At 71.2% G+C, this 23,623-nt stretch carries 23 protein-coding genes and 1 riboswitch; of the genes, 12 read left to right on the top strand and 11 right to left on the bottom strand.

Annotated features, from left to right (window positions below; all coding sequences use genetic code 11):
• Together BN159_RS04810 and BN159_RS04805 are read left to right on the top strand one after the other, a co-directional pair.
• The gene (locus BN159_RS04810) at positions 1-780 is read left to right on the top strand and encodes a MerR family transcriptional regulator (RefSeq protein WP_015655784.1); all 780 of its coding nucleotides are present in this window, start codon (positions 1-3) and stop codon (positions 778-780) included.
• Positions 777-1,970, top strand: coding sequence for a glycosyltransferase (locus tag BN159_RS04805; RefSeq protein WP_015655783.1), 1,194 nt, complete (start codon positions 777-779; stop codon positions 1,968-1,970). Before BN159_RS04810 ends, BN159_RS04805 begins: the two co-directional genes overlap by 4 nt.
• Here BN159_RS04805 and BN159_RS04800 read toward each other — a convergent pair whose 3' ends face one another.
• On the bottom strand, positions 1,971-3,218 hold the full coding sequence (locus BN159_RS04800) for a YncE family protein (RefSeq protein WP_015655782.1): 1,248 nt from the start codon (positions 3,216-3,218) through the stop codon (positions 1,971-1,973). It lies immediately after the preceding gene.
• Between the two features lie 187 nt (positions 3,219-3,405).
• Between BN159_RS04800 and BN159_RS04795 the strand changes: the two genes are divergently transcribed.
• A complete protein-coding gene (locus BN159_RS04795) occupies positions 3,406-4,062 on the top strand; it encodes a TetR/AcrR family transcriptional regulator (RefSeq protein ID WP_015655781.1) in 657 nt (218 codons plus the stop codon).
• Positions 4,063-4,075: 13 nt separating this feature from the next.
• Here the strand turns inward: BN159_RS04795 and lpdA are convergent, their stop codons facing one another.
• The 4 genes from lpdA to ctaD form a co-directional block, all read right to left on the bottom strand.
• Positions 4,076-5,488 (bottom strand): dihydrolipoyl dehydrogenase, encoded by a 1,413-nt coding sequence (lpdA, locus tag BN159_RS04790; protein ID WP_015655780.1) that lies wholly within the window; start codon positions 5,486-5,488, stop codon positions 4,076-4,078.
• 124 nt (positions 5,489-5,612) lie between these two features.
• Positions 5,613-6,821, bottom strand: coding sequence for a glycosyltransferase (locus tag BN159_RS04785; RefSeq protein ID WP_015655779.1), 1,209 nt, complete (start codon positions 6,819-6,821; stop codon positions 5,613-5,615).
• A 46-nt stretch (positions 6,822-6,867) separates the two neighbouring features.
• Complete coding sequence (locus tag BN159_RS04780) at positions 6,868-7,182, bottom strand: hypothetical protein (protein WP_015655778.1); 315 nt, start codon at positions 7,180-7,182, stop codon at positions 6,868-6,870.
• 20 nt (positions 7,183-7,202) lie between these two features.
• Positions 7,203-8,813 carry an aa3-type cytochrome oxidase subunit I gene (gene ctaD / locus BN159_RS04775; protein WP_015655777.1) on the bottom strand — a complete coding sequence of 537 codons (1,611 nt, stop codon included), beginning with the start codon at positions 8,811-8,813 and terminating at the stop codon, positions 7,203-7,205.
• Positions 8,814-8,919: 106 nt separating this feature from the next.
• Between ctaD and BN159_RS04770 the strand changes: the two genes are divergently transcribed.
• Together BN159_RS04770 and BN159_RS04765 are read left to right on the top strand one after the other, a co-directional pair.
• Positions 8,920-9,453 carry an RNA polymerase sigma factor gene (locus tag BN159_RS04770; RefSeq protein ID WP_015655776.1) on the top strand — a complete coding sequence of 178 codons (534 nt, stop codon included), beginning with the start codon at positions 8,920-8,922 and terminating at the stop codon, positions 9,451-9,453.
• Positions 9,446-10,402 carry a CU044_5270 family protein gene (locus BN159_RS04765; protein WP_015655775.1) on the top strand — a complete coding sequence of 319 codons (957 nt, stop codon included), beginning with the start codon at positions 9,446-9,448 and terminating at the stop codon, positions 10,400-10,402. Before BN159_RS04770 ends, BN159_RS04765 begins: the two co-directional genes overlap by 8 nt.
• Here the strand turns inward: BN159_RS04765 and BN159_RS04760 are convergent, their stop codons facing one another.
• Positions 10,403-11,290 (bottom strand): bifunctional 5,10-methylenetetrahydrofolate dehydrogenase/5,10-methenyltetrahydrofolate cyclohydrolase, encoded by an 888-nt coding sequence (locus BN159_RS04760; protein ID WP_015655774.1) that lies wholly within the window; start codon positions 11,288-11,290, stop codon positions 10,403-10,405. It lies immediately after the preceding gene.
• Between the two features lie 15 nt (positions 11,291-11,305).
• A riboswitch (ZMP/ZTP riboswitch) is annotated at positions 11,306-11,391 on the bottom strand.
• Between the two features lie 19 nt (positions 11,392-11,410).
• Positions 11,411-11,776: a nuclear transport factor 2 family protein gene (locus tag BN159_RS04755; protein ID WP_015655773.1), complete on the bottom strand. Its 366-nt coding sequence runs from the start codon at positions 11,774-11,776 to the stop codon at positions 11,411-11,413.
• Between the two features lie 171 nt (positions 11,777-11,947).
• Between BN159_RS04755 and BN159_RS04750 the strand changes: the two genes are divergently transcribed.
• The 5 genes from BN159_RS04750 to BN159_RS04730 all read left to right on the top strand — a co-directional run bounded on the left by BN159_RS04750 (position 11,948) and on the right by BN159_RS04730 (position 15,974).
• Entirely contained in the window at positions 11,948-12,250 is a 303-nt protein-coding gene (locus BN159_RS04750) for a hypothetical protein (RefSeq protein ID WP_015655772.1), read from the top strand.
• 70 nt (positions 12,251-12,320) lie between these two features.
• Positions 12,321-13,235, top strand: a complete 915-nt coding sequence (locus tag BN159_RS04745) for a DNA-3-methyladenine glycosylase family protein (RefSeq protein ID WP_015655771.1) — start codon at positions 12,321-12,323, stop codon at positions 13,233-13,235.
• Positions 13,236-13,334: 99 nt separating this feature from the next.
• On the top strand, positions 13,335-14,171 hold the full coding sequence (locus BN159_RS04740; protein WP_015655770.1) for an SDR family oxidoreductase: 837 nt from the start codon (positions 13,335-13,337) through the stop codon (positions 14,169-14,171).
• 88 nt (positions 14,172-14,259) lie between these two features.
• Complete coding sequence (locus BN159_RS04735) at positions 14,260-15,345, top strand: S-(hydroxymethyl)mycothiol dehydrogenase (RefSeq protein ID WP_015655769.1); 1,086 nt, start codon at positions 14,260-14,262, stop codon at positions 15,343-15,345.
• On the top strand, positions 15,345-15,974 hold the full coding sequence (locus tag BN159_RS04730; RefSeq protein ID WP_015655768.1) for an MBL fold metallo-hydrolase: 630 nt from the start codon (positions 15,345-15,347) through the stop codon (positions 15,972-15,974). Before BN159_RS04735 ends, BN159_RS04730 begins: the two co-directional genes overlap by 1 nt.
• Positions 15,975-15,988: 14 nt before the next feature.
• On the opposite strand, the gene BN159_RS04725 is transcribed toward BN159_RS04730, so the two are convergent.
• From BN159_RS04725 to BN159_RS04715, 3 genes are read right to left on the bottom strand one after another with little or no spacing between them, the layout of a single operon-like run.
• The gene (locus tag BN159_RS04725) at positions 15,989-18,277 is read right to left on the bottom strand and encodes a winged helix-turn-helix domain-containing protein (protein ID WP_015655767.1); all 2,289 of its coding nucleotides are present in this window, start codon (positions 18,275-18,277) and stop codon (positions 15,989-15,991) included.
• On the bottom strand, positions 18,274-20,313 hold the full coding sequence (locus BN159_RS42705) for a VMAP-C domain-containing protein (protein ID WP_051113471.1): 2,040 nt from the start codon (positions 20,311-20,313) through the stop codon (positions 18,274-18,276). The genes BN159_RS04725 and BN159_RS42705 overlap by 4 nt, the downstream gene beginning before the upstream one ends.
• A gap of 40 nt (positions 20,314-20,353) precedes the next feature.
• Positions 20,354-21,199, bottom strand: coding sequence for a winged helix-turn-helix domain-containing protein (locus tag BN159_RS04715; RefSeq protein ID WP_157901074.1), 846 nt, complete (start codon positions 21,197-21,199; stop codon positions 20,354-20,356).
• Positions 21,200-21,297: 98 nt separating this feature from the next.
• On the opposite strand from BN159_RS04715, the gene BN159_RS04710 reads away from it, so the two are divergent.
• Complete coding sequence (locus BN159_RS04710; protein ID WP_015655764.1) at positions 21,298-22,212, top strand: SDR family oxidoreductase; 915 nt, start codon at positions 21,298-21,300, stop codon at positions 22,210-22,212.
• On the opposite strand, the gene BN159_RS04705 is transcribed toward BN159_RS04710, so the two are convergent.
• The gene (locus tag BN159_RS04705; protein ID WP_015655763.1) at positions 22,203-22,751 is read right to left on the bottom strand and encodes a hypothetical protein; all 549 of its coding nucleotides are present in this window, start codon (positions 22,749-22,751) and stop codon (positions 22,203-22,205) included. The genes BN159_RS04710 and BN159_RS04705 overlap by 10 nt on opposite strands.
• Positions 22,752-22,802: 51 nt before the next feature.
• Between BN159_RS04705 and BN159_RS04700 the strand changes: the two genes are divergently transcribed.
• Positions 22,803-23,600 (top strand): SDR family NAD(P)-dependent oxidoreductase, encoded by a 798-nt coding sequence (locus BN159_RS04700; protein WP_015655762.1) that lies wholly within the window; start codon positions 22,803-22,805, stop codon positions 23,598-23,600.
• Positions 23,601-23,623 lie beyond the last annotated feature (23 nt).

The following is a 23,623-nucleotide window of genomic DNA, read 5'->3' as shown; positions in this document are numbered from 1 at the left end:
ATGAGTTACTCCGTGGGCCAGGTCGCGTCCTTCGCCGGGGTGACCGTGCGCACGCTGCACCACTACGACCGGGCGGGACTGCTCTCGCCCAGTGGCCGCAGCGGCGCCGGTTACCGGCTCTACGACGACGGTGATCTGGCCCGGCTCCAACAGATCCTCTTCTACCGTGAACTCGGCTTCTCCCTCGACGAGATCGCCGAGATCCTCAAGGACCCACAGGCCAACGCACTGGAGTACCTGCGCTCCCGGCTGGGGCGGTTGAGTGCGGAGATCGACCGCCTCAAGCGCCTGACCGAGGTCGCCGAACAGGCCATCGAGGTCCAGCAGACGGGGGTGTCCCTCACCCCCGAGGAGCGCTTCGAGGCCTTCGGCGAGATCAGCTTCGACCTCAGCTATGCCACCGAGGCACAGATCAAGTGGCAGGACTCCGAGGGGCAACGGGAGTCGATGGCCCGTGCCGCCGCGCACAGCAAGGAGGACTGGAAGCAGCTGATGGGGGAGGCCGCGGCCTGGCGCGGGGAACTCCTCGCCGCCTTCGACGAGGGTGAACCGGCGGACTCCGAGCGGACGACGGACCTCGCGGAGGAGCACCGGCTGCACATCGCCCGCTGGTTCACCCACTGCCCGCCCGACATGCACTGCCGGATCGCCGACGACTTCGCCGCCGACCCACGCGCCTTCGCCCTCGTCGTACCGCCGTCCCAGCAGCGGCCCGGTCTCGCGGCCTATCTCTGCAAGGCCGTTCACACGAACGCGGCCCGCCGGACGGTGACCGAATGAGGATCCTCGTCGCGGCCGCCGGATCACGTGGCGACGTCGCCCCCTACACCGGCCTGGGCTCCGCCCTCCACCAGGCCGGACACCACGTCACCATCGCCACCACCGACGCCTTCGCCCCCCTTGTCCAGGATGCGGGCCTCGACTTCCGCGCCCTGCCCGGCCGCCCCGAGCCCCACGGCGACGTCTCGGACAGACGCGAACTGATGCGCGCCGCGGCCGCCTTCGTCACCGAACTCGGCCAGGGCTTCGTCGAGGCGCTGGACCCGGACACGGACCTGCTCCTGCTCTCGGCCACCACGGCACCGCTCGGCTGGCACCTCGCCGAGGCCACCGGCGTACGGACCGCCGGCGCCTATGTCGTACCGGCCCACCCGACCGGCGACTTCCCACCCGTCGTCATGGGCAGACGCTCCCTGGGCCGCCTCGGCAACCGTGCGACCGGCCGCTTCGCCCTGCGCATGGCCGACCGCGTCTATCGGCAGGGCGTGGCGGGCCTCCGCGACCGGCTGGGCCTGCCACCGCTGCCGCCCGCCGCGATGCGCCGACGCCAGGAGGAGGCCGACTGGCCTGTCCTGTACGGCTTCAGCACGGCCCTCGTGCCGCGGCCGGCGGACTGGCGGCCCGGTCTGGACGTCGTCGGCACCTGGTCGCCGTATGTCGCCCCCGACGCGGCGCTTTCCACGGAGCTGGAGGACTTCCTGGCCGTCGGGGCGCGGCCGGTGTTCGTCGGGTTCGGGAGCATGGCGGGCGCCGACGCGGAGCGGCTCGGCGGGATCGCGGTGCGGGCGCTGCGGCGTGCAGGACTGCGCGGGGTGCTTCAGCTCGGTCCTGAAGGCCTGAAGGACGACGACATCCTGACCGTCGGCGACGTACCGCACGCCCTGCTCTTCCCCCGCACGGCCGCCGTGGTGCACCACGGCGGAGCGGGCACCACGGCCGCGGCGCTGCGCGCCGGAGTGCCCGCGGTGCCCGTCCCGGTGGCGGCGGACCAGCCCTTCTGGGCCGGGCGGCTCGCCGCCCTGGGCGCCGCCACCGCGCCCATCCCCTTCGCCTCCCTCACCGAGGAACGGCTCGCCGAGGCGCTGCGCGACGTCGTACGCCGCCAGACCTACGCCCGTGCCGCCGCCGTCGCCGCCCGGCGGATGGCGACGGAGGACGGCACGGGAGCGGTCCTGAAGGCGCTGGGTTGATCAACCGGCCGACGGGGACGTCCAGTTCGCCTCCACGTGGCCGAGCCGGACGCGCTGGGGGTGGTCGCCGACCGGGACGGACACCTGCTTGGCGCCGGTGGCGAAGTCGATGGCGGTGACCTGGTCGGTGCCGCTCTCGGAGACCACGCACGACTTGCCGTCCCCACTGACCGTCGCCCAGTAGGGCTTGGAGGCGGTGACAAGCGGGCCCTCCTGGAGCGTGGCGCGGTCGACGACGGTCGCGTAGTCGTCCATCGTGCCCGCGACACACAGCTTGCGGCCGTCCGGGCTCATGGAGATCCCGTGGTGGCGCGAGTCGTTGACGAAGGTGGTGCGGTCGTCGCTGGTCGCCGGGTTCTTCGGGAGCGTCTTGGTGCGCACGATCTTGTCGGTGGCGAGGTCGTACTCGAAGAAGCCGTTGAAGAACGACACTTGGAAGTACAGCTTGGTCTCGTCCGGCGAGAACACGGCCGGCCGGACCGCGTCGGAGTAGTCGCTGAGCCCGATCGCGTCCAGCCGCTGCCGCATGTCGATGACCTTGACCCGCTGGTACGTCGTCGCGTCGACGACCGTGATGTAGCGGTTGCCCTTCGTCCAGTCCAGCCAGGGGGCGTCGGTCTGGGTGTTCACATCGCCGATCCCCATGTTGTAGATGTACTTGCCGTCCCGCGTGAAGACGTTCTCGTGCGGCTTGTCGCCGGTGCCGAACTTGCCGAGCTCCTTGCCGGTCTCGATGTCCAGCACATGCACGGTGTTGGAGGTCGAGGCCGACACCGCGACCCGCTTGCCGTCGGGGGAGACCGCCATGTGGTCGGAGCGGTAACCCGACACGGGGAAGCGCCAGTTGACCGCGCCGGTGGCCAGGTCGAGGGAGACGACGTCGGCGAAGCTCGGCCGGGAGACCACCACCGAGGTGCCGTCGGGGGTGGAGTACATGTCGTCCACGAACTGGTCGTGGCCCTCGCCGACGCTGTTGCGGATCGCCATGAAGTAGATCCACTTGATCGGGTCGGAGTTGATCTCCGCCATCCGCTGGTCCTTGTCGGGGATCACATTGATCCGCCCGATCTTCGCGAAGTCCCCGCTGGAGCGGAGGACATCGGCGGTGCCGTCCCAGTTGTTGCCGACGAACAGCACCTCCCGCAGGGCGGCGTCGGAGTCCGCCGAGGCGGCGGTGGCGGGGGCGGTGACGGTCAGGGCAAGGGCGGCGGCGACGGCGCAAAGGTGCCTGGTTCTGAAGGCAGGCATGAGTGCTCTCCTCTGGACGGCGGGTGGCGTGCGGGGGCGGGTGCTGAATGGCGTGGGCATGCCAATAGGGGGAATCTGAATACGAGGTCGTTCAGAGTTTGACTTACTGGAAAGTAAGGAGCGGGGGGCCTTCTCCACAAGACTGCGTACACGACAAAATGGTGGACGGCGAAGGAGAGGAGGGGCGTTGGCGGGCAGGCTCAGGGCGCCGACCGGCCGTTACGGCGGCAAGTCGGCGGAAGAACGCAAGGCCGAGCGCCGCAGCCGCTTCCTCGACGCCGCGCTCCAGCTCTTCGGCGACACACCGGGCTACCGGGGCACCACGGTCGCGGCGCTGAGCGAGGCGGCCGGTCTGTCGACGCGCCAGTTCTACGAGGAGTTCCGCACCCTGGAGGACGTCCTCGCCGCCCTCCACCTCCAGGTCAACGCCTGGGCGGAACAGGCCGTCCTGGCCGGTGCGGCGGACGTGGGGGACGCGCCGATCGACGAGCGGGCCGCCGCGATCTTCCGGGCTTACGCGGCCAATGTGACCGCCGATCCGCGCCGCGTCCGCATCACCTTCGTCGAGATCATCGGCGTCAGCCCTCGCCTGGAGGAGCAGCGCCTGGCCCGCCGCTCCCGCTGGGTCGACCTCATCTGCGCCGAGGCGCGGGCCGCCGCCGCCCGCGGCGAGGCGGCCCAGCGTGACTACCGCCTCGCCGCGGCCGCGTTCATCGGCAGCGTCAACGGCCTGCTGCACGACTGGAGCGCGGGCTGGGTCGACGCCACCCTGGACCAGGTCGTGGAGGAACTCGTCCGCCAACTGCTGGCGATTCTGCGCCCGGTGGGGTGGCAGGAGACGTAGCCGCCGCCGCGGGTCACATGTTGATCATGTGGCCGGCAAGTCCGTGCACGGCTTCCTTGACGGCCTCGCCGAGCGTCGGGTGGGCGTGGACGTTGCGCGCGACCTCGTGGACCGTGAGGTCCCACTGCTGGGCCAGGGTGAGTTCCGGCAGCAGCTCGGTGACGTCCGGGCCGATCAGATGGCCGCCGATGAGCTCGCCGTACTTCGCATCGCTGATCAGCTTCACGAACCCGGTCGTGTCCCCGAGACCGTGGGACTTGCCGTTGGCGGTGAAGGGGAACTTGGCGACCTTGACGTCGTAGCCCAGCTCGCGGGCCTGGGCCTCGGTGTAGCCGAAGCTGGCGATCTGGGGCTGGCAGTAGGTGGCGCGCGGGATCATCGCGTAGTCCAGCTCCATGGTCTCCGCACCGGCGATCGTCTCGGCGGCGATCACGCCCATCGCCTCGGCGCTGTGCGCGAGCATCAGCTTCGCGGTCACGTCGCCGATGGCGTAGATGTGCGGGACGGAGGTGCGGCAGCGGCCGTCGACGTCGACGGCACCCCGCTCGGTGACCGTCACGCCGGTGTTCTCCAGGCCGTAGCCGGTGACGTTCGGGGCGAAGCCGATGGCCTGGAGGACCTTGTCGGCCTCCAGGATCCGCTGCGCGCCGTCCTTGCCCGTGACCGTGACCCGGACCTGAGGACCCGACTCGTCGATGGCGTCCACACGCGTGGAGGTGAGGACGTCGATGCCCAGCTTGCGGTACTGGCGGGCGAGTTCGGCGGAGACCTCGACGTCCTCCAGGGGCGCCATGCGGTCCAGGAACTCGACGACGGTGACCTTCACGCCGTAGTGGTGCAGGACGTAGGCGAACTCGATGCCGATGGCACCGGCGCCCGCGATGACGATCGACTGCGGCAGGTCCTCGGCGAGGATCTGCTCCTCGTAGGTCACCACCCGCGAGCTGCGCTTGGTGCCGGGCAGCAGCTTGGGCGTGGCCCCGGTGGCGATGATGCAGTGCTCGAAGCCGATGGTCCGGGCATTGCCGTCGTAGTCGGTGACCTGGAGCGTGTGCGGGTCGAGGAAGGTGCCGCGGCCGTCCAACTCGGTGATCTTGTTCTTCTTCATCAGGTAGTGGACGCCCTTGACCCGGCCGTCGGCGACCTTGCGGCTGCGGCGGAACGCCTCGCCGTAGTCGAAGGACACCTGTCCGTCGACCTTGATGCCGAAGGTCTTCGCCTCGTGGGTGAAGATGTGCGCCAGTTCGGCGTTGCGCAGCAGGGCCTTGGTGGGGATGCAGCCCACGTTCAGGCACACCCCGCCCCAGTACCTCTCCTCGACGACCGCGACGCTTTTGCCCAGCTGCGCGGCGCGGACGGCGGCGACATAGCCGCCGGGCCCGGCGCCGAGTACGACGACGTCGAATCGCTGGTCCTGCTCGTCCATGCGAGGTCCCTCTTCCATCGGATCGGTTCCCGTTCCGTGGGGGATTGTTCCTCTCTGTCGGGCGAGGCGCCACAGAGATCAACTCCATGTGGCGGAGATCGCGCGACCGGCGCGGCGGACGTCCCTACCCCGCGAGCCGCTCCACCGCCGCCAGCACCGGCGCCGTGCCGTCCTCCTGCCGGATCCGCAGGCCCAGGGCCTGTGCCCGCTCCCGGTGCGCGGGATCGCGTACGGCACGGTCGAGGGCCGGGGCCAGGACCTGCGCCGTCAGAGCGCGCAGCGGCACCCGGCGTGGCGCCACACCGAGGGTGACCAGCCGCTCCGCCCAGAAGCCCTCGTCGAACTGGATCGGCACGGGCACCGCCGGAACCCCGGCCCGCAGCCCGGCCGCGGTAGTGCCGGCGCCCGCGTGATGGAGGACGGCGGCCATCCGCGGGAACAGGGCGGAGTGCGGCACCTCGTCGACCGTCAGCATGTCCGCGCCGTCGGCCGCCAGACCGCCCCAACCGCGCTGGAACACCCCGCGCAGCCCGGCCCGCCGCAGCGCCCGCACGATCTCGGCGCTCAGCGCGGCCGGGTCGGGCACGGTCGCACTGCCAAGACCCACGAACACCGGCGGCTCACCCGCGTCGAGGAACTCCTCGATCCTCGCGGGCAGCAGCTGATCCCGGTCGTACGGCCACCAGTACCCGGTCACGTCCAGTCCGGACGGCCAGTCCCGGGGGCGGGGCACCACCAGCGGGCTGAACCCGTGCAGCACCGGCAAGGCGCGGCCGGCGCGGTTGCCGCGGGGCAGCCCCAGCCGGGTCCGCACCGACGGCACCGTCGAGGCGAAGATCCGCTCCATCAGCAGATTCACCCCGTGCCCGGCGAACCGGTTGCCGAGAGCGCCCCAGGAGGCGGCGCCGAGCACGGGCGGCGCGAACTCGCGGGTGGGAGCGAGGGGCTGGAGATACAGGCCCAGGCAGGGCAACCGCAGCCCCTCGGCGATGGTCCGCCCGATCGGTCCCAGTGAACTGGAGAGCAGCAGGACATCACTGGCCCGGGCGGCGGCCACCAGATCGTCCGTCATCCGCCCCACCACGGCCCGTGCCAGCGCGGCCACCCGCATCAGCTTGCCCACGCCGGTCGCGCTGCGGTGCAGCCCCCGGCCGCGGGAGGAGTGCAACTCCGCCCGTGGATCGACGGGGAGGGGATGGAAGCGGAGTTCCGTGCCCGCCACGAGGGGCTCGAAGCGGGCGTGGGTGACCAGGGTGACCTGGTGTCCGGCCCGGGCCAGGGCCTGACCCAGACCGGTGTAGGGGGCCACATCGCCCCGGGAGCCCGCCGTCATGATCGCTACGCGCACGACGGTCAGTATGGCCCCGGGAGCCGCCTCCTCAGCACACCACGGCGACGATTCCCGCCACGGCCACGAGACCGGCGCAGGCCAACAGGCCCGCCGCGACCATCCGGCACCGCAGCACCCGGTACCGCTCCTCGTACTCGGCCCGCAGCTCCTGCGCCCGCTCGGCCGTACGCTGCCAGGACCGCCGGGCGAGGACCAGATACTCCGACTCGAACCGCCGCTCCAGCTCCGCCCGCTGAGCCTCCGTCAGCCAGGGATCCAGCGGGGCACAGAAGCGCTCGGCGGCGGTGCGGCCCTCCTCGCGGGTGGCCTCGACGAGCAGAAAGCCCTCGATACGGTCGACCATCCCGCGGCTCTCCCTCGTGCTCACCGCGCGCTCAACTCCCGTACCGGGACCGGGGCCTGCGGATGGTGGAGATCGAAGGCCGGGGATTCACTGCGGATGCGAGGGAGCCCGGCGAAGTTGTGGCGCGGCGGCGGGCAGGACGTCGCCCACTCCAGCGAACGGCCGTAGCCCCACGGGTCGTCGACCTCGACCGGCTTGCCGTACTTGGCGGTCTTCCAGACGTTGTAGAAGAACGGCAGGAACGACAGGCCGAGGACGAAGGTGAAGATCGTCGACACCGTGTTGAGCGTGGTCAGGCCCTCCACCGCCAGATAGTCCGGAATCCGGCGCTGCATTCCGTTCGCGCCCAGCCAGTGCTGGACCAGGAAGGTGCCGTGGAAGCCGATGAACAGCGTCCAGAACGTGATCTTGCCGAGGCGCTCGTCGAGCATCTTGCCGGTGAACTTCGGCCACCAGAAGTGGAAGCCGGAGAACATCGCGAACACCACGGTGCCGAAGACGACGTAGTGGAAGTGCGCCACCACGAAGTACGAGTCCGACAGATGGAAGTCCAAGGGCGGGGAGGCGAGCAGCACCCCCGTGAGGCCGCCGAAGACGAAGGTGATGAGGAAGCCGGTGGCCCAGAGCATCGGTGTCTCGAAGGACAGACTGCCCTTCCACATGGTGCCGATCCAGTTGAAGAACTTCACACCGGTCGGGACCGCGATCAGGAAGGTCATGAAGGAGAAGAACGGCAGCAGTACACCGCCGGTGACGTACATGTGGTGCGCCCACACCGTGATCGACAGACCCGCGATCGAGATGGTCGCCGCGATCAGGCCCATGTAGCCGAACATCGGCTTGCGGGAGAAGACCGGGATGACCTCGGAGATGATGCCGAAGAACGGCAGGGCGATGATGTACACCTCCGGATGGCCGAAGAACCAGAAGAGGTGCTGCCACAACAGCGCGCCGCCGTTGGCGGAGTCGAAGATGTGGGAGCCGAACTTGCGGTCCGCCTCCAGCGCGAACAGCGCCGCCGCCAGCACGGGGAAGGCGAGCAGGACCAGGACACCGGTCAGCAGCACGTTCCAGGTGAAGATCGGCATGCGGAACATCGTCATGCCCGGAGCGCGCATGCAGATGATCGTGGTGATGAAGTTGACCGAGCCGAGGATGGTGCCGAAGCCGGACATGGCCAGACCCATGATCCACATGTCGGCGCCGATGCCCGGGCTGCGGACCGCGTCCGACAGCGGGCTGTAGGCGAACCAGCCGAAGTCGGCGGCGCCGTCCGGGGTGAGGAAGCCGCCCACCGCGATCAGCGAGCCGAACAGGTACAGCCAGTAGGCGAACATGTTCAGCCGCGGGAACGCCACATCGGGGGCACCGATCTGGAGCGGCATGATCCAGTTCGCGAAACCGGCGAACAGCGGCGTCGCGAACATCAGCAGCATGATCGTGCCGTGCATCGTGAACGCCTGGTTGAACTGCTCGTTCGACATGATCTGGAGCCCGGGGCGGGCGAGTTCGGCGCGCATGAAAAGCGCCATGACGCCACCGATGCAGAAGAACACGAACGACGTGATCAGGTAGAGCGTTCCGATCGTCTTGTGGTCAGTGCTGGTCAGCCACTTGATTTGGTCTCTCACGACCCGCCTGTGTCCGTGCCCGCAGCGGACGTCACACTCGACGGACGCGACAAGAATCACCGAACCCGGGTGTGACGATCCCGGGGGTGCCGGACACGAACGGGACATGAGCAACGACGAGACTTTCGCCGCTGCCTATCGCGAGCACTACTGGGCGGTCAGCCGCTATGTGGCGCGCCGCCTCGACGGTCGTACGGACGAGGTCGAGGAAGTGGTGGCGGAGGTGTTCACGGTGGCCTGGCGGCGCCGTGCGGATCTGCCGGCGGCCCCGCTGCCCTGGCTGTACGGCGTGGCACGCAACTGCCTGGCGAACGCGGTACGCGGGCAGGGGCGCCGACGGCGACTGGTGCGCAGGCTGGGCAACGACGACGCGGCACACAGCCGGCACATCGAGGCGGGCCCCGAAGCGGACGCCCCCGGCGCCTGGGTGCACGACGCGCTGGCCCGGCTCTCCCCGGCCGACCGGGAGGTCCTGCGGCTGACGGCCTGGGAGGAACTCGGCATCGAGGAGGTGGCCGTCGCCCTCGGCTGCGGCACCCGCGCCGCGTCGATGCGCCTGCACCGTGCCCGGCGCAGGCTGAGAGCCGAGATCGACCGCCTGTGCCCCACGACCCCCGCGAAGGAATACGGCCATGGCTGACGAACTCGAACTCCTGCGCGCCGCCAACCCGGTGCCCACCGACGGCCCCCACTACGGCGACGGCCCCCTGGACCACCGAGCCGAGCAGCGACTCCTCCGGCTGACGCGAACCCCGGCCGGCCGACGGCGGCCCCGCCTCGTGTGGGGGCTCGCGGCCACGGCCGTCGTCGCCGCGCTGGTGTCGGCGCTGCTGTTCAGCGACCGCACCACCGCTCCCGCGGTCGCCGCACCCCGCCCGCTTGTGGTGCGGGCCGACGTTACCCCCGTGACCCTTCAGACCCTGGCCGCACGGGCCGAGGCGGCGGTCGACGGGTCGCCGGCGCTCCGGAAAGGCACGCATGCGCAGTCGTGGAGCCTTGGCATGAGCGAGGACAAGCCCCCGATCACGCTCCCCGAGGAACGCGTCGTGCGATGGCGGGCCGACGGCAGCCACACCGAACTCGTCGTGGCCACCGACCCACGGCACCCCGGGCGGCCGGTCCTCAGCGGCGACGGGGAGCTCGTCGACGACGGCCATGTCCTCAGCAGTCGTACCTACCCGCCCAGTTGGAGCGACGCCCCGCCGCAGTCGCCGCCGCCGGACGACGCCGGGCGGCTGCGCGCCTACCTGCGCGAGGCCACGCACAGCCCGGCCGAACCGGACACCGGTGAACTCCTCTACGCCGTCCAGGTGTTGCTGGACACCTGGACCCTCGGCGACCGGGAGTCCGCGGCGCTCGTCCGGCTCCTGGCGGACACCGACGGACTCCGGCCCGCCGGGCAGGTGACGGACCGGCTCGGGCGGCGCGGACAGGCGTACGTCCACGACCGGTCCGGCACCCGGCAGATGCTGATCATGGACCCGGCCACCGGTGCCGTACTGGGCCTTGAGACCACCTTCACCAAGGCGGACCCCGAGTACGGCGTCAAGGCCGATGACGTGATGGAGTACAGCGCCTGGACGCGCTGATCAGACCCCGAGCTGCCGGGCGGCGGCGGTCACCGTCTGCTCCAGCAGCGTGGCGATCGTCATCGGACCCACTCCGCCCGGCACCGGGGTGATCAGCGAGGCCCGCTCCGCGGCGGAGTCGAAGTCGACGTCGCCGACGTTCCCCGCGTTGTACCCGGCATCGACCACGACCGCGCCGGGCTTGAGGTCCTGACCCCGGATCAGCCGGGGCCGCCCCACGGCGGCGACCACGATGTCCGCCTCCCGGAGCGCCGCCGACAGGTCCGCCGTACGGGAGTGGCAGTACGTCACCGTCGCGTCCCGGGCGAGCAGCAGCATGCCGGCCGGCTTGCCGAGGATCGCGCTGCGGCCGACGACCACCGCGCGCTTGCCGGAGGGGTCGACGTCGTAGGCGTCCAGCAGCCGCATGATCCCGCCGGGCGTACAGGAGACGAAGCCCGGCAGCCCGAAGCTCATCGTGGCGAACGAGGCGAAGGTGACCCCGTCGACGTCCTTCTCCGGCGCTATCGCCTCGAACGCGGCCCGCTCGTCGATGTGCGCGCCCATCGGGTGCTGGAGCAGGATGCCGTGCACCCCGGGGTCGTCCGAGAGCTTGCGCAGCGTGGCGACCAGTTCCTCGGTGCCGGTGGCCGCGGGCAGCGCCACGTGACGTGACTCGATGCCGGCCTTGCGGCAGCGGTTCTGCTTCATCCGGACGTAGGTGACGGAGGCCGGGTCCTCGCCGACCAGCACCGTCGCCAGACAGGGCGCCGTGCCGGTGCGCTCGGTCAGCTGTGCCGCCCGCTCAGCGGTCTCCTCGACGATCTTCCGGGCGAGGGAGGTGCCGTCCTCCCCCAGTGCCTTAAGGGCCTGGGAGGTACCCCCAGCCGTGCCTGAGACATGATCCACTCCTGGGCTGATGTTCCTGTTCGCCCAGGCGCACGGCATTCGACTCTGCGTGGGCCGCTCCCCGGTGGTGCTCCACCTCAGCGCCAGTCACGGCCCTCCCTCACCCTAACCGAGCCTCGCTCACTCGTCCCAGGCCTGGATCATCGTCTGCTCGACGATCTTGCCGTCCCGCAGCGATGCCATCGACTCGGCGAGCACGCGCACCCCGTCCGAGTACTCGCAGGACTCGGTGAAGGCGATCGTGTCGCCGTCGACGACACAACGCTCCATCTTGTGGGTCATGTCGCGGCTGTAGACGTCCTCCAGCAACTCGCTGATCTCGTCACGGCCGTGCAGGACCCGGGGACTGCTGGGCTGGGTGTTGCGGTCCACGACGCGCAGTTCGGCGTCGTCCGCGTAGAGCGACAGCAGCGTCGTCGCCGTATGACCTTCTATGCCCCGGCGCAGGGCTTCGGTGTCGAAGCGGGGGCTTGCCGCGCTGCCCATGGTGACCTCCTCACAGGCCGGCGGTCCTCGGGAGTGCGGGCCGCGACGGCCTCTCCTACGAGGCTCCTCCGCCCCGGCGGCCTCGGCAAGCCCAGCCGGGCCGGTCCGCCTGACGGGTGAGGCGCGCACCGCGGCCGTGTCCGGCGGGGTCCCGTGCGCGTTGCTCCGAACATGATCTCAACACGTCGTATCGTCGCCGCCGTCGGTCTGGCCGCCTCGGTCACCGGCCTCGCCGCTCCCATGGCGAGCGCGGCCGAGGCGGACGCCCACGCCGGGGGCCTCAGCCCGATCCGCATGCTCGACTCGCTCACCGTGAGCGACATCCCCGAGGAGCACAAGGCGGCGCTCCCGCGGCCCTCCGAGCAGCTGAACCAGCTCAACCGCGTGCACGAGCTGAACCAGCTGCATCAGTTGCACCAGGTCACCGACCTGGCCGCCCCGGTGACGGGCCTGCTCCCCGGCATCGAGTACTGACCTGCCGCACCCCCGAGGGCCGTCCGCACACCGGGCGGCCCTCGGCATGTCCCCCGGGAGAGCGTGAGCGATGCCGCAGCCGCCGGACCGTTCGGTGCACTGGCAGCCGCCGTTCCCCGTGGACGCGCGGCTGACGCTGTCGAGCCTGCGCCGCGGCCCCCATGACCCCACGCACCGGGTCGAGCCCGACGGCACCCTGTGGCGCACCGCGCGCCCCGCCTCCGGGCCGGTCACCTACCGCATCCGCCAGCAGCGCCTGGACGACCTCCGCATCGACGCCTGGGGACCCGGCGCCGCCGAACTCGCCGACTCCGTGCGCCGCGAACTGGGCGAGGACGACCGGCCCGAGCGGTTCCGGCCCGGCCATGGGGTGCTGCGCGGTGCCGTGCGCCGGCTGCCCGGCCTGCGGGTGCCGTGCACGGGACGCCTCTTCGAAGCCCTGGTGCCCGCGGTGTTCGAGCAGCGCGTCGTCGGCCTGGACGCCGCCGCCTCCTTCACCCGCCTGATCCGCAGGTACGGCGAGCAGGCACCCGGCCCCGCGCCCGCCGGCATGCGGCTGCCCCTGCCGCCCGAGACCTGGCGCACGATTCCCAGCTGGGAGTGGCGCACGGCGGGAGTCGACCTGCACCGCTCGGCCACCGTCATCGAGGCCGCGCGGCACGCCGCACGGCTCGACCGGTCCGCCTCCGATCCCGCCCGAGCCTACGACCTGCTGGCGAAACTGCCCGGCGTCGGAGTCTGGACCGCCGCCCAGGTCGGCCACCGCGCCCTGGGCGACGCGGACGCCCTGCCGCTGGGCGACTACCACCTCGGCACGATGACGGGCCTGGCCCTCCTCGGCCGACCGCTGGAGGACGACGAGGTCGAGGCCTTCTACGAGCCGTTCCGGCCACACCGCTACCGCGTGGTCCGGCTCCTCGAACTCAGCCCCGGAGAGGCTCCGCGCCGGGGGCCAAGGGCACCGCGTGCGGGTCCGTTCCGCTAGGGCGGAGGCAGCCGCTCGATGGCGTGTCACCGCCGGGGGACCGCACAAACGTCTGATACGGATCTTCTTCTGCCCCCTCGCACCGAGCAAGGAGAACCCATGGCCCCGACGTATGCCGTCACCGGTGCCTCCGGCCGCCTCGGCGGGCGGATCGCCCGACGGCTGGCCGCCGCCGGACTGCCGCAGACCCTCCTGGTCCGCACCCCCTCCCGCGCACCCGAACTGCCCGGCGCCACCGCCGTGTCCGGCGCCTACGACGACCACGACGCCGTCGCCCGCGCCCTGCGCCCCACCGACCGCGTCCTGATGGTCTCCGCCTCCGAGACCCCCGACCGGGTCCAGCAGCACCGCAGCTTCATCGACGCCGCAGCGGCGGCCGGGGTCGCGCACCTGGTGTACATCTCCTTCTACGGCGCCGCACGCGACGCGACCTTCACCCTGGCCCGCGACCACTGGCACACCGAGCAGCATCTGCGCGCCAGCGGGGTGCCGTTCACCTTCCTGCGGGACAACCTGTACGCCGACTTCATGCCCGCCCTGGTCGGTGAGGACGGCGTGATCCGCGGTCCCGCGGGCGCCGGACGCGCCGCCGTGGTCGCCCAGGACGACATCGCCGACGCCGCCGTAGCGGTCCTGCGCGATCCGGCCGTGCATGTCGGCCGTACGTACGAACTGACCGGCCCCGAGGCGCTCGGCCTCACCGACATCGCGGCCACGATCGCCGCCGTCACCGCGCGCCCCGTCTCGTACGTGCCGGAGACGGTCGAGGAGGCCTACGCCTCCCGCGAGGGCCACGGCGCCCCCGACTGGCAGCTCGACGCCTGGGTGTCGACCTACACCGCCATCGCCGACGGCTCGCTGGCCGGGGTGACCACCGCCATCGAGGACCTGACCGGGCATCCCGCCACCCCACTGGAGCAGGTGCTCAGGGCCTGACCTGCTTTCGCCCACCACGTGCCGTTTCCGATCAGTCACGCGTAGGGTCGGGGAGAGCACATCGGCCTAGCGAAAAGGGGTCAGCACCATGGCGCAGCAGGTACGCGGCGTGATCGCACCGGGCAAGGACGAACCGGTAAGGGTGGAGACGATCGTCATCCCCGATCCGGGGCCGGGCGAGGCCGTCGTACGCGTCCAGGCCTGCGGTGTCTGCCACACCGATCTGCACTACAAACAGGGCGGGATCTCCGACGAGTTCCCCTTCCTGCTCGGCCATGAGGCGGCGGGCGTCGTCGAGTCGGTCGGCGACGGCGTCACCGACGTCGCGCCCGGCGACTTCGTCGTCCTCAACTGGCGTGCGGTGTGCGGGCGTTGCCGGGCCTGTCTGCGCGGGCGCCCCTGGTACTGCTTCGACACCCACAACGCCGAGCAGCGGATGACCCTCACCGACGGCACCGAACTCTCCCCGGCGCTCGGCATCGGCGCCTTCGCGGAGAAGACGTTGGTCGCGGCCGGACAGTGCACCAAGGTCGACCCGGCGGTCTCCCCGCAGGTCGCCGGGCTGCTGGGCTGCGGAGTGATGGCCGGCATCGGCGCCGCCATCAACACGGGGCAGGTGGGCCGCGGTGACACGGTTGCCGTCATCGGCTGCGGAGGTGTCGGGGACGCCGCCGTCGCCGGGGCGAACCTGGCCGGCGCCGCGAAGATCATCGCCGTCGACATCGACGACCGCAAGCTCGCCATGGCCCGCACCATGGGCGCCACGCACACCGTGAACTCCCGCGAGTCCGACCCGGTCGAGGCGATCCGCGAACTCACCGGCGGCTTCGGCGCCGACGTCGTCATCGAGGCGGTGGGCCGCCCCGAGACGTACAAGCAGGCCTTCTACGCCCGCGACCTGGCCGGCACCGTCGTCCTGGTCGGTGTCCCCACCCCGGAGATGAAGCTCGAACTGCCGCTGCTGGACGTCTTCGGCCGCGGCGGCGCCCTCAAGTCCTCCTGGTACGGCGACTGTTTGCCCTCCCGCGACTTCCCGATGCTGATCGACCTTCACCTGCAAGGCCGCCTGGACCTGGAGGCGTTCGTGACGGAGACCATCGAACTCACCGACGTGGAGAAGGCTTTCGAGCGGATGCACGAAGGTGACGTCCTGCGCTCGGTGGTGGTGCTGTGATGGCCGCCCGCATCGAACGCCTCGTCACCTCAGGGCAGTTCAGCCTCGACGGCGGCACCTGGGACGTCGACAACAACGTCTGGCTCGTCGGGGACGACCACGAAGTCGTCGTCATCGACGCCGCCCATGACGCCGACGCCATCGCCGCGGCCGTCGGCGACCGCAGGCTGACGGCCATCGTGTGCACCCACGCCCACAACGACCACATCGACGCCGCGCCCGCGCTCGCCGACCGCACCGGCGCGACGATCTGGCTGCACCCCGACGACCTGCCGCTGTGGAAGCAGACCCACCCGGACCGCGACCCCGACGCCCACCTCCTCGACGGCCAGGTCATCGAGGCCGCCGGCGCCGACCTCCGCGTCCTGCACACCCCCGGGCACGCGCCCGGCGCGGTCTGCCTCTACGACCCCGGACTCGGCGCCGTCTTCACCGGCGACACCCTCTTCAAGGGCGGCCCCGGCGCCACCGGCCGCTCCTTCTCCCACTTCCCGACGATCGTCGACTCGATCCGCGACCGCCTGCTCACGCTCCCGCCCGGGACGAAGGTCCTCACCGGCCACGGCGATGACACCACGATCGGCGCCGAGGCCCCGCACCTCCAGGAGTGGATCGACCGCGGCCACTGAGGAGGCCGCGCGCCTCAACGCTCCCCGTACAGCTCCCACCAGGAGTCGAACCAGGCCCGGGTCTCCTCCAGACGGTCGTCGGGCTGTACGAGGAGTGGCTCCGGGGTCTCGCCGGGGAGATGGACGTACGACGTGAGGACGGTCCGGTTGTTGAGCAGATAGAGCTCTGTCGGGGGCTGGTTGGCGGCCGTTCTCACGTCGATCGCCACCCCGCCGGGGAGTTGGTGGGCCTCAGCGAGTTGCTCCCGCAGGGTTTCCATGTCGTGGGTTCCCCCGCCGCCCATCAGGAGCAGCCGTACCCGGATCGAGGTGGGGCGGACCACGCCATCGCGGACCCGCGCGACTTGTGGCCGCAGCGCCACCAGCAGGGGGGCGGCGTCACCGACGACCGCGTCGATCGTGACCTCGGGGTCCTGGAACGCACGGTGAACGGCATCGCCCAGTCCGGAATCGCGGCGGGGCAATTCGCCTACGGGGCCGACCGAGGGCGCGGGCCGGGGAAGCCGGGCGATGACGGTGGCGGGGCTGCCGCGCCGCGAACGCACCAGTCCCGCAGCCGCCAACTCCCGCAGGGCGCGCTGGACGGTGCCCGTCGACACGCCGAACCGGACAGCCAGCCGCACTTGTGTGGGGAGCTTTTCCCCCACCGGGGGGTTTCCCGCGGCGATCTCCTCCCGCAGCGTTTCGGCAATGGCCAGGTAAGTCGGCCTGCGCCGGGGGTCGTCGGTCGGCACGGGACGTGTCGTGAGGGCGAAGGGAAGTGCCTCGGGATCGATCTCGTGCGTACCCACCCCGGTGTCGGAGTGCCGGAGCGCCGGAAAGTCGCCCGGGCCGCGGTGCTCGTCCAGGTAGGCGGCGACCTCCTCGCGGACCAGTTCCCGCACCGCGGTGATCTCCCGGCGGAGCCGGCCGCCGAGGAGCGCGTCGCGGACTCCGGGGAGGAAGCGGAACTCCAGGTACGTCGGATCCGCTCGGTCGTACGTCTCCCAGGGCTGGAGGAGTCCGCCCAGGGCCACTTCGGCGAGGTGCCCATGGTCCGACTGGGGGAGCATGGCGCGGCGCACCAGGTTCATCACGGGGAGGGTGAGGGGTACGGCCGCCAGGAATCCGGCCAGTTCGCGGGCGCCGGGGGAGGCGCTCTCCTCGAACCAGCGGACCGCGCGCAGGGCGGCCTCGTCGGGGGCCGTGTCGGGTTCCGGACCGAGCCGGGGGTCGCCGGGCGCCTCGCCGCTGGACCAGGCGGCGTCGAGCGGGAGACAGGGCAGACGGTGCGGACGCCCGCTGCCGGAGACCAGCGAGGCGAGCGCGGACAGGGCGGCGGGGGAGGCGTCGACCACCGGAAGCGCGGCCCTCGGGACCGCCAGCTCGTGCGGCGAAACGCCAAGGCTCCAAGTGACGTTGGGTGCGGCGGGTCCGGTCGCGCGCACCTGGCAGGGGACCGGTCGCACACCACCGCGCTCCCACAGGCGCTCGGGCAGCACATTCAGCAGCGCCACCGCGCTGTGCCGACACCACTGGCCGACCGCCGCACGCAGGGCGGGCCGCTGCCATGCCTCGGAGACCGTGTCGCTGACGAGCAGGATCAGGCTGTGCCGATGGCCTGTGACGAGCTCCCCTGGACTGCGCGGTGGCCCGCCGAGTGTGGGGGACACGGTGATCCCCGCCTCGGCGGAGGCGCGCAGGAACCACACCCGCACGGAGCGGAAGAGTCCGGTGTGGGTGAGGAGCGTGCGAAGTTCCGAGATGAGGTCGTGCCACAGCAGCATCGAGCGGTGGGTGTCCACGACCAGAGTCAGATCGAGCCAGGGGTCACGGGCCGGGCGCACTATCGGCATCAGCATCTGATGGTCGATACCGGCTTCCGCGGTCGCCTCCTCGTCCAGTTCCATGCGGTTGTCGGCGAGACGGCGGCGGCCCAGGGGGCGCAGGGCGCGCAGGACGGCGAGGGGATCGTCCAGGGAGGCGGCGCGGCTGACGCATACCGGTGTGCCGCGTCGGCTGCTTCGCGGTCGGGGCGGGCGTGGGGCTCCGGAGCGCGCCGCGTGCGGCTGCTCGGCGGTGAAGAGCGAGCTGCTCGTGCCCGAGGCCGTACGGGTCGTACGGGTCGATGGAGGCGGTGGTGGAGGGGGCGTCGTGGGCGGCGGGGTGGGCTCCGGCTCATGGACACGCTCCGGCCGATCCGTCCTGGTCCCGGTACCGGTCCTGGCGGTCATGACGCCGGCCAGCCACAGGATGTCGGCGAGTTCCTCTGGCCCCGCCTCGGCTCCCGCGTCCGTGATGATCTGGCGCAGTCTGTCGATCACGGCCTCAGCCGATCCGCCGGTACGGCGCTGTCCGGCGTGGACTTGAGCTGCCGGGGTTCGGGTCTTCGGTTCGGATCGTCCCACAGGAGGGCCAAGGGGTGGCCCCAGCTCCGGTCCGACGGCTGAGTGCCACCGGCCGCGATGCGCAGTTTGCGTACCGTGTTCGGCAGATTCCGCAGGTCAATCTGGTCGCCGGACGCTGCCAGGGCAGTGGCCAGGTCACCCGCGGCGCTCTCCGGCGGCCCACCCCGCCGCCATACGGCGACAGGTACGCCGGAGGTGTGCACCGCCTTCAAGACGTCGCTCAGCCGGGCGGGATCGACGGGGGCCAGAACGCACACGGGAAAATCCGTGGCCTGAAGAAGCCCGGCGAGATTGTCCGGCACCTCTTGCTCGGAGAGAAGCCATACCGGCAGCGAGCCGTCCACCCCGGGCGCCCCCCACCCTCCTCGGCCCTGGCCCTCGAACGACCGCCATTTCGCCCGCCACTTCTGCCGCGCCACGCCCCTCCGCTCGTCGGGACAGCGCACCACCACCTCGAAGAGGACGCCCATGAGTTCGCTGCTGTCCTCCGGCCCTGCGGGCACCGCCCAGCTCTCGAACTCCTCGTCGATCAGCTCGCGGGGGATGTGGAACTCGATGCGCTCGATGTCGGGTTCGCTGCCCTCCGGGTCGGCGTCGGCGTACTTCTCGACGAGGGCCGCGATCCGCTCGCTCACCTCGCCGCGCGCGGTCGACAGCAGGAGGGAGGTCCCGGACTCCCACTCCGACGTGAAGCCGCCCCGGTAGCGCCAGATGCGCACCAGGTACCCGGTGCCCTCCAGAGGAGCCCTGGCGAGGTGAACGTGCAGTGCTGCAGGCTCCTTCGGCAGCTCCGGCGCGGGAGGTACCGGCAGCGCACCGAGCCTCAGCCGGGTGTCCTCCACCCAGCGGTCCAGCCGCACTCCCCATTGCCTGTCCTGGGCATGGGCGGCCAGATAGCGGACGAAGAGCAGAGCGAGCGGTGAACCGGGCCGCCCCTGGCGGTCGTCGAGGTCACGGACGATCTCCGTGAGACCGCCTTCGGGCAGGCCCCCGGCCAGCGGAGCCGCACATCGACAGGCCTCGAACGCCCAGCGGTACGCGTCCTGGGCGCAGGACGGAAGCCGCTGCTCCCGTGCCAGGATGGCGAGTTGGTTCCAGGCCGTCTGATCCAGCCGCGGGGCACCGTCCTCGGAGGCGGGTTCGGTGAAGGTCGCCGAGTCCTTCCACCCGCGACGGATCTCGAAGCTCGGAGTCTGCCGGGATTGCCCGTTGCGGTGCAGTTCCTCGAAGTCGGACTGGATCTCCTGGACGATGTCCGTCAGACGGCCGATGCTCTCCGCAACGCTCAGTCCCTCAAGCCTGTCCAGCAGTGTGCGCGTGAACAGCCCCGACTGCCGGGCCGCCCGGTTCCGGGCCACCTCGCCCGGCCGGGCGGCGTAGAGGACGAACTGCTCGCGCCCGTCGATCCTGGGTCCTTCGCGGTAACTGGTCTCCTCGAATTGCAGGTTCGGGGCCAGCCGCTGGTCCACGCGGCAGGCGTCGATGAGGGCGACCTGGCTGCGGAAGCGACGCCTGCTCACCGAATCGGATCTCCAACGGCGCAGGGCCGAGCCCAGGTTGAGGTTGCTGATGCTCGCGGCGCTGGCGTCGGCGTAGGGCAGCAGCGGGTCTCCGATGCGGTTCACGTAGCCATGACCGGCCCAGTAGATCCACAGCACGTCGCCGTCGCACGACGGGAGATCGCTCAGGAGGGCCCGCTTGATGTTCGCCTCGGTCGCCGGCTGGTGCTCCGGCAGACCGTCCGTGTACGGGAGGTCGGCGCCCGCCAACGGGGAGAGGAACAGGCGCAGGTTGACGGGCGGCACCTGTCCCGAACCGGTGAGCCAGCGCGCGAAGCCGACGGCGTCATGGGCGGCGCCGGGCAGTCGCCAGTCACTGCTGACGTCGTAGGACTCCACCCCGACCACAAGGGCGTACGTCCGCTCGGCGAGCGAGTCGGCCCGGTGGCTCACCCGCAATCCCTGTCGCCCCCTTGGCCCTTCTCTTCGCAGGCTACGACGATAGCGCGGCGTTGGACCACACGTGCTCGAACCATCGCCTGGCTCGGGCCACGGCTGTGACGCTCTCGGGGGCGGGGTGCTCGCCGGCCGCGGAGTGGTGGTGGAGCGTGGCAGCCAGTCCCAGCACGTCGTAGATCTCGATCTGTTCGTCATCGTCGAGGAGCACGGGGCGCCGGATAACGGAGTAGAAGCCCGTGATGACTTCGGAGTCGTTGAGCAGATAGAGCTTCTGCATCGGAATGACGGGAATCTCCCGGCACGCGAAGCTGACACTCGGGACCAGCCCCTCCGCTTGCAGCTCACGGAGGACGTGTCCGATGGAGGTGGTGTGCCGCTCCCGGATCGCGCGGAGCCGGTCCAGTGGCCGCGGGTCGCGGGTGTCGCCTACCGGCGTGGCCAGTCTGAACTCGTCGTCGATCCGGGGCAGCAACACGCGCACGCTGATCGATTCGGGCCGGATGATCCCCTCTCGCACTCTCTCGGCGCTCAGACGCAGATGCGGGTCGAGCGACTCTCCCGTCAAGGCGAACGCGTCGATGGTGACGGTGGGGTGCGTGAAGGCGATATCGATATGCGGGCCCAGACCCGTCGGGCGTCGGCGCGCATCCGGCGACGCTCTCTTGGCAGCCGGTAACCGGACGACGCTTCCAGTGCCCTGCCGGGCCATGATGGGCCCCATATCTGCCAGCTCTCTGAGCGCGCGCTGCACCGTGTCGCGAGACACCCCGAATTCCCGGGCGAGTTCGCGTTGCGACGGAAGCCGATCACCGACGCCAAGAGTGCCGTCGGCTATCTGGCTCAACAGCGTCTCGAGAATGCGTTGCGACTCTCGGACCACAGCTCCCAGCATCCCCCATCGGAGTTAAAGGTGACAGAGGATGTCCGGCTTACCGGCAATCGTGGGTACCGGACAAGCCGTCACACGGAAGGCCGGACATGTCACAGCCACTGAAGGACAAGGTCGCCCTCGTCGCCGGAGCGAGCCGGGGCGCGGGTCGCGGGATCGCCGTGGAGCTCGGGGCGGCCGGGGCCACCGTCTACGTGACCGGACGCACCACCCGCGAGCGCCGCTCCGAGTACGACCGGCCGGAGACGATCGAGGACACCGCCGACCTGGTCACCGAGGCGGGCGGCCACGGTGTCGCCGTGCCCACCGACCACCTCGAACCGGCGCAGGTCAAGGCACTGGTGGACCGGATCGCGGACGAACAGGGCCGGCTGGACGTCCTCGTCAACGACGTCTGGGGCGGCGAGAAGCTCTTCGGCTGGGACACCCCGGTGTGGGAGCACGACCTCGACAAGGGCCTGCGACTGCTCCACCTCGCCGTCGAGACGCACGCGATCACCAGCCACCACGCCCTACCGCTGCTGCTGCGCAACCCCGGCGGCCTGGTCGTGGAGATGACCGACGGCACGGCCGACTACAACCGCGACCACTACCGCAACTCCTTCTTCTACGACCTCGCCAAGTCCTCCGTCCTGCGCATGGCCTTCTCCCTCGGCCATGAGCTCGGATCGCGCGGCGCCACCGCCCTCGCGCTCACCCCGGGCTGGCTGCGCTCGGAGATGATGCTCGACGCCTTCGGAGTGCGGGAGGACAACTGGCGCGACGCCCTCGCCAACGTCCCGCACTTCGCGATCTCGGAGACCCCGCGCTACGTCGGCCGAGCCGTCGCCGCGCTCGCCGCCGACCCCGACGTCGCCCGCTTCAACGGCGACTCCCTGTCCAGCGGCGGCCTGGCCCAGGAGTACGGCTTCACCGACCTCGACGGCAGCCGCCCCGACGCCTGGCGCTACCTGGTCGAGGTCCAGGACGCGGGCAAACCGGCGGATACAGCCGGTTACCGCTGATCAGGCGCCGGTTCCGTCACCGGCAGCCGCCACCGCGCCGAGTGGCCCGGCGGCAGGCCCAGGTCCTCCCGTACCGCCGTGTAGTAGCCCTCACGCCCGGCGCGCTGCCGCGCCAGCAGCGCCTGCCAGGCCTCGGGATCCCGCCGGCCCTCGCGCACGTACCGCTCCATCTCCATCACCGTCACGACCCAGGCCCGTGCCCGGTCCACCACATCGACGCTGCCCAGCATGAGCAGCGCCTCACCCGAGGGGTCCCGGCCGTTGTTCGCCTCGGCGAGCAGCGGCTTGGCCTCTTCCAGGGGGAGCGGGTCCGGGTGCGTGCCGCAGCCCAGCTCGGCGGCGATCCGGTAGGTCACCGTGACGGTCTTCTTCACCGACCGCGCGTAGTCGGAGTACACCGCGAGCCGCCGCTCCTCCCAGCGCGCCGCCTCCTCCCGCCGGAAGCGGGCCTGATCGCTGCGGACGAGCGCCAGATACGAGCCGAGCGCGCCGATCACGACGCCCAGCAGGGCCGGGAGTTGCTGGAGGAACAGATCCATGACGGCACGGTATCTGCCGAGTTGATCTCGGCGGCGCTACGGTGCTTGACCATGACGGACACAACACGCTTCGACGGGTACGGAGTTCTCGTCACCGGCGCCGCCCGCGGCATCGGCGCGGCCATCGCCCGCCGGTTCGCCGCTGAGGGCGCGCGGGCGCTGGTGACGGACGTGGACGAGGAGGAAGCGGAGAGGACGGCGTCCGCGCTGCGGAAGGAGGGGTTGCGGGCGGAGGCGTACAAGTGCGACGTGGGGGACCGCGCCTCCGTGGAGTCGGCCGTGGCCCACGCCGTGGCGGCCTTCGGCTCCCTCGACGTGCTGGTGAACAACGCCTACGGCTGCACCCCCGACGAGCCCCTCTTCGAGGACGAACCCGACGACGTATGGGCCCGCGACCTCGACCTCACCCTGACCGGCGCCTACCGCTGCTGCCGCGCCGCCCTGCCCCACCTGGCGGCCTCCGGCCGCGGCGCGATCGTCAGCATCGGCTCCGTCAACGGCATCCAGAGCTTCGGCAACCACGCCTACAGCGCCGCCAAGGCGGGCCTCGGCTCCCTGACCCGCACCCTCGCCGCACACGCGGCGCCCCGTGGGGTCCGCGTCAACCTGGTCGCCCCCGGCACGGTACGCACCACGGCATGGGCGGGCCGCGAGGCCGACCTCGAAGCGTTCCGCCACGTGTACCCCCTGGGGCGGGTCGGCGAGCCGGACGACATCGCCGCCGCGGTCACCTTCCTCGCCTCCCGCGACGCCTCCTGGATCACAGGCACGACCTTGGTCGTCGACGGAGGGCTCACAGCGGTCAACACGGGCTTCCGCGCGACCGTTCCGGTGGACGACGCGGAGTGACTTCTCAACTCCGGTCTGTATGT

Origin of the sequence: Streptomyces davaonensis JCM 4913, assembly GCF_000349325.1 — a bacterium.
Taxonomy (GTDB): domain Bacteria; phylum Actinomycetota; class Actinomycetes; order Streptomycetales; family Streptomycetaceae; genus Streptomyces; species Streptomyces davaonensis.
The sequence above is the reverse complement of the archived record's forward strand: the minus strand, read 5'-3'. Positions and strand labels throughout refer to the sequence as shown.

Bases quoted from the DNA above. Each gene is read 5' to 3' on its own strand.
- BN159_RS04765 (WP_015655775.1), top strand. From the start codon at position 9,446: ATGGCTGACGAACTCGAACTCCTGCGCGCCGCCAACCCGGTGCCCACC.
- BN159_RS04740 (WP_015655770.1), top strand. From the start codon at position 13,335: ATGGCCCCGACGTATGCCGTCACCGGTGCCTCCGGCCGCCTCGGCGGG.
- BN159_RS04770 (WP_015655776.1), top strand. From the start codon at position 8,920: ATGAGCAACGACGAGACTTTCGCCGCTGCCTATCGCGAGCACTACTGG.
- BN159_RS04780 (WP_015655778.1), bottom strand. From the start codon at position 7,182: ATGGTCGACCGTATCGAGGGCTTTCTGCTCGTCGAGGCCACCCGCGAG.
- BN159_RS04730 (WP_015655768.1), top strand. From the start codon at position 15,345: ATGGCCGCCCGCATCGAACGCCTCGTCACCTCAGGGCAGTTCAGCCTC.
- lpdA (WP_015655780.1), bottom strand. From the start codon at position 5,488: ATGGACGAGCAGGACCAGCGATTCGACGTCGTCGTACTCGGCGCCGGG.
- BN159_RS04735 (WP_015655769.1), top strand. From the start codon at position 14,260: ATGGCGCAGCAGGTACGCGGCGTGATCGCACCGGGCAAGGACGAACCG.
- BN159_RS04810 (WP_015655784.1), top strand. From the start codon at position 1: ATGAGTTACTCCGTGGGCCAGGTCGCGTCCTTCGCCGGGGTGACCGTG.
- BN159_RS04710 (WP_015655764.1), top strand. From the start codon at position 21,298: ATGTCACAGCCACTGAAGGACAAGGTCGCCCTCGTCGCCGGAGCGAGC.
- BN159_RS04785 (WP_015655779.1), bottom strand. From the start codon at position 6,821: ATGACGGCGGGCTCCCGGGGCGATGTGGCCCCCTACACCGGTCTGGGT.
- BN159_RS04755 (WP_015655773.1), bottom strand. From the start codon at position 11,776: ATGGGCAGCGCGGCAAGCCCCCGCTTCGACACCGAAGCCCTGCGCCGG.
- BN159_RS04705 (WP_015655763.1), bottom strand. From the start codon at position 22,751: ATGGATCTGTTCCTCCAGCAACTCCCGGCCCTGCTGGGCGTCGTGATC.
- BN159_RS04805 (WP_015655783.1), top strand. From the start codon at position 777: ATGAGGATCCTCGTCGCGGCCGCCGGATCACGTGGCGACGTCGCCCCC.
- BN159_RS04700 (WP_015655762.1), top strand. From the start codon at position 22,803: ATGACGGACACAACACGCTTCGACGGGTACGGAGTTCTCGTCACCGGC.
- BN159_RS04800 (WP_015655782.1), bottom strand. From the start codon at position 3,218: ATGCCTGCCTTCAGAACCAGGCACCTTTGCGCCGTCGCCGCCGCCCTT.
- BN159_RS04745 (WP_015655771.1), top strand. From the start codon at position 12,321: ATGCCGCAGCCGCCGGACCGTTCGGTGCACTGGCAGCCGCCGTTCCCC.
- BN159_RS04750 (WP_015655772.1), top strand. From the start codon at position 11,948: ATGATCTCAACACGTCGTATCGTCGCCGCCGTCGGTCTGGCCGCCTCG.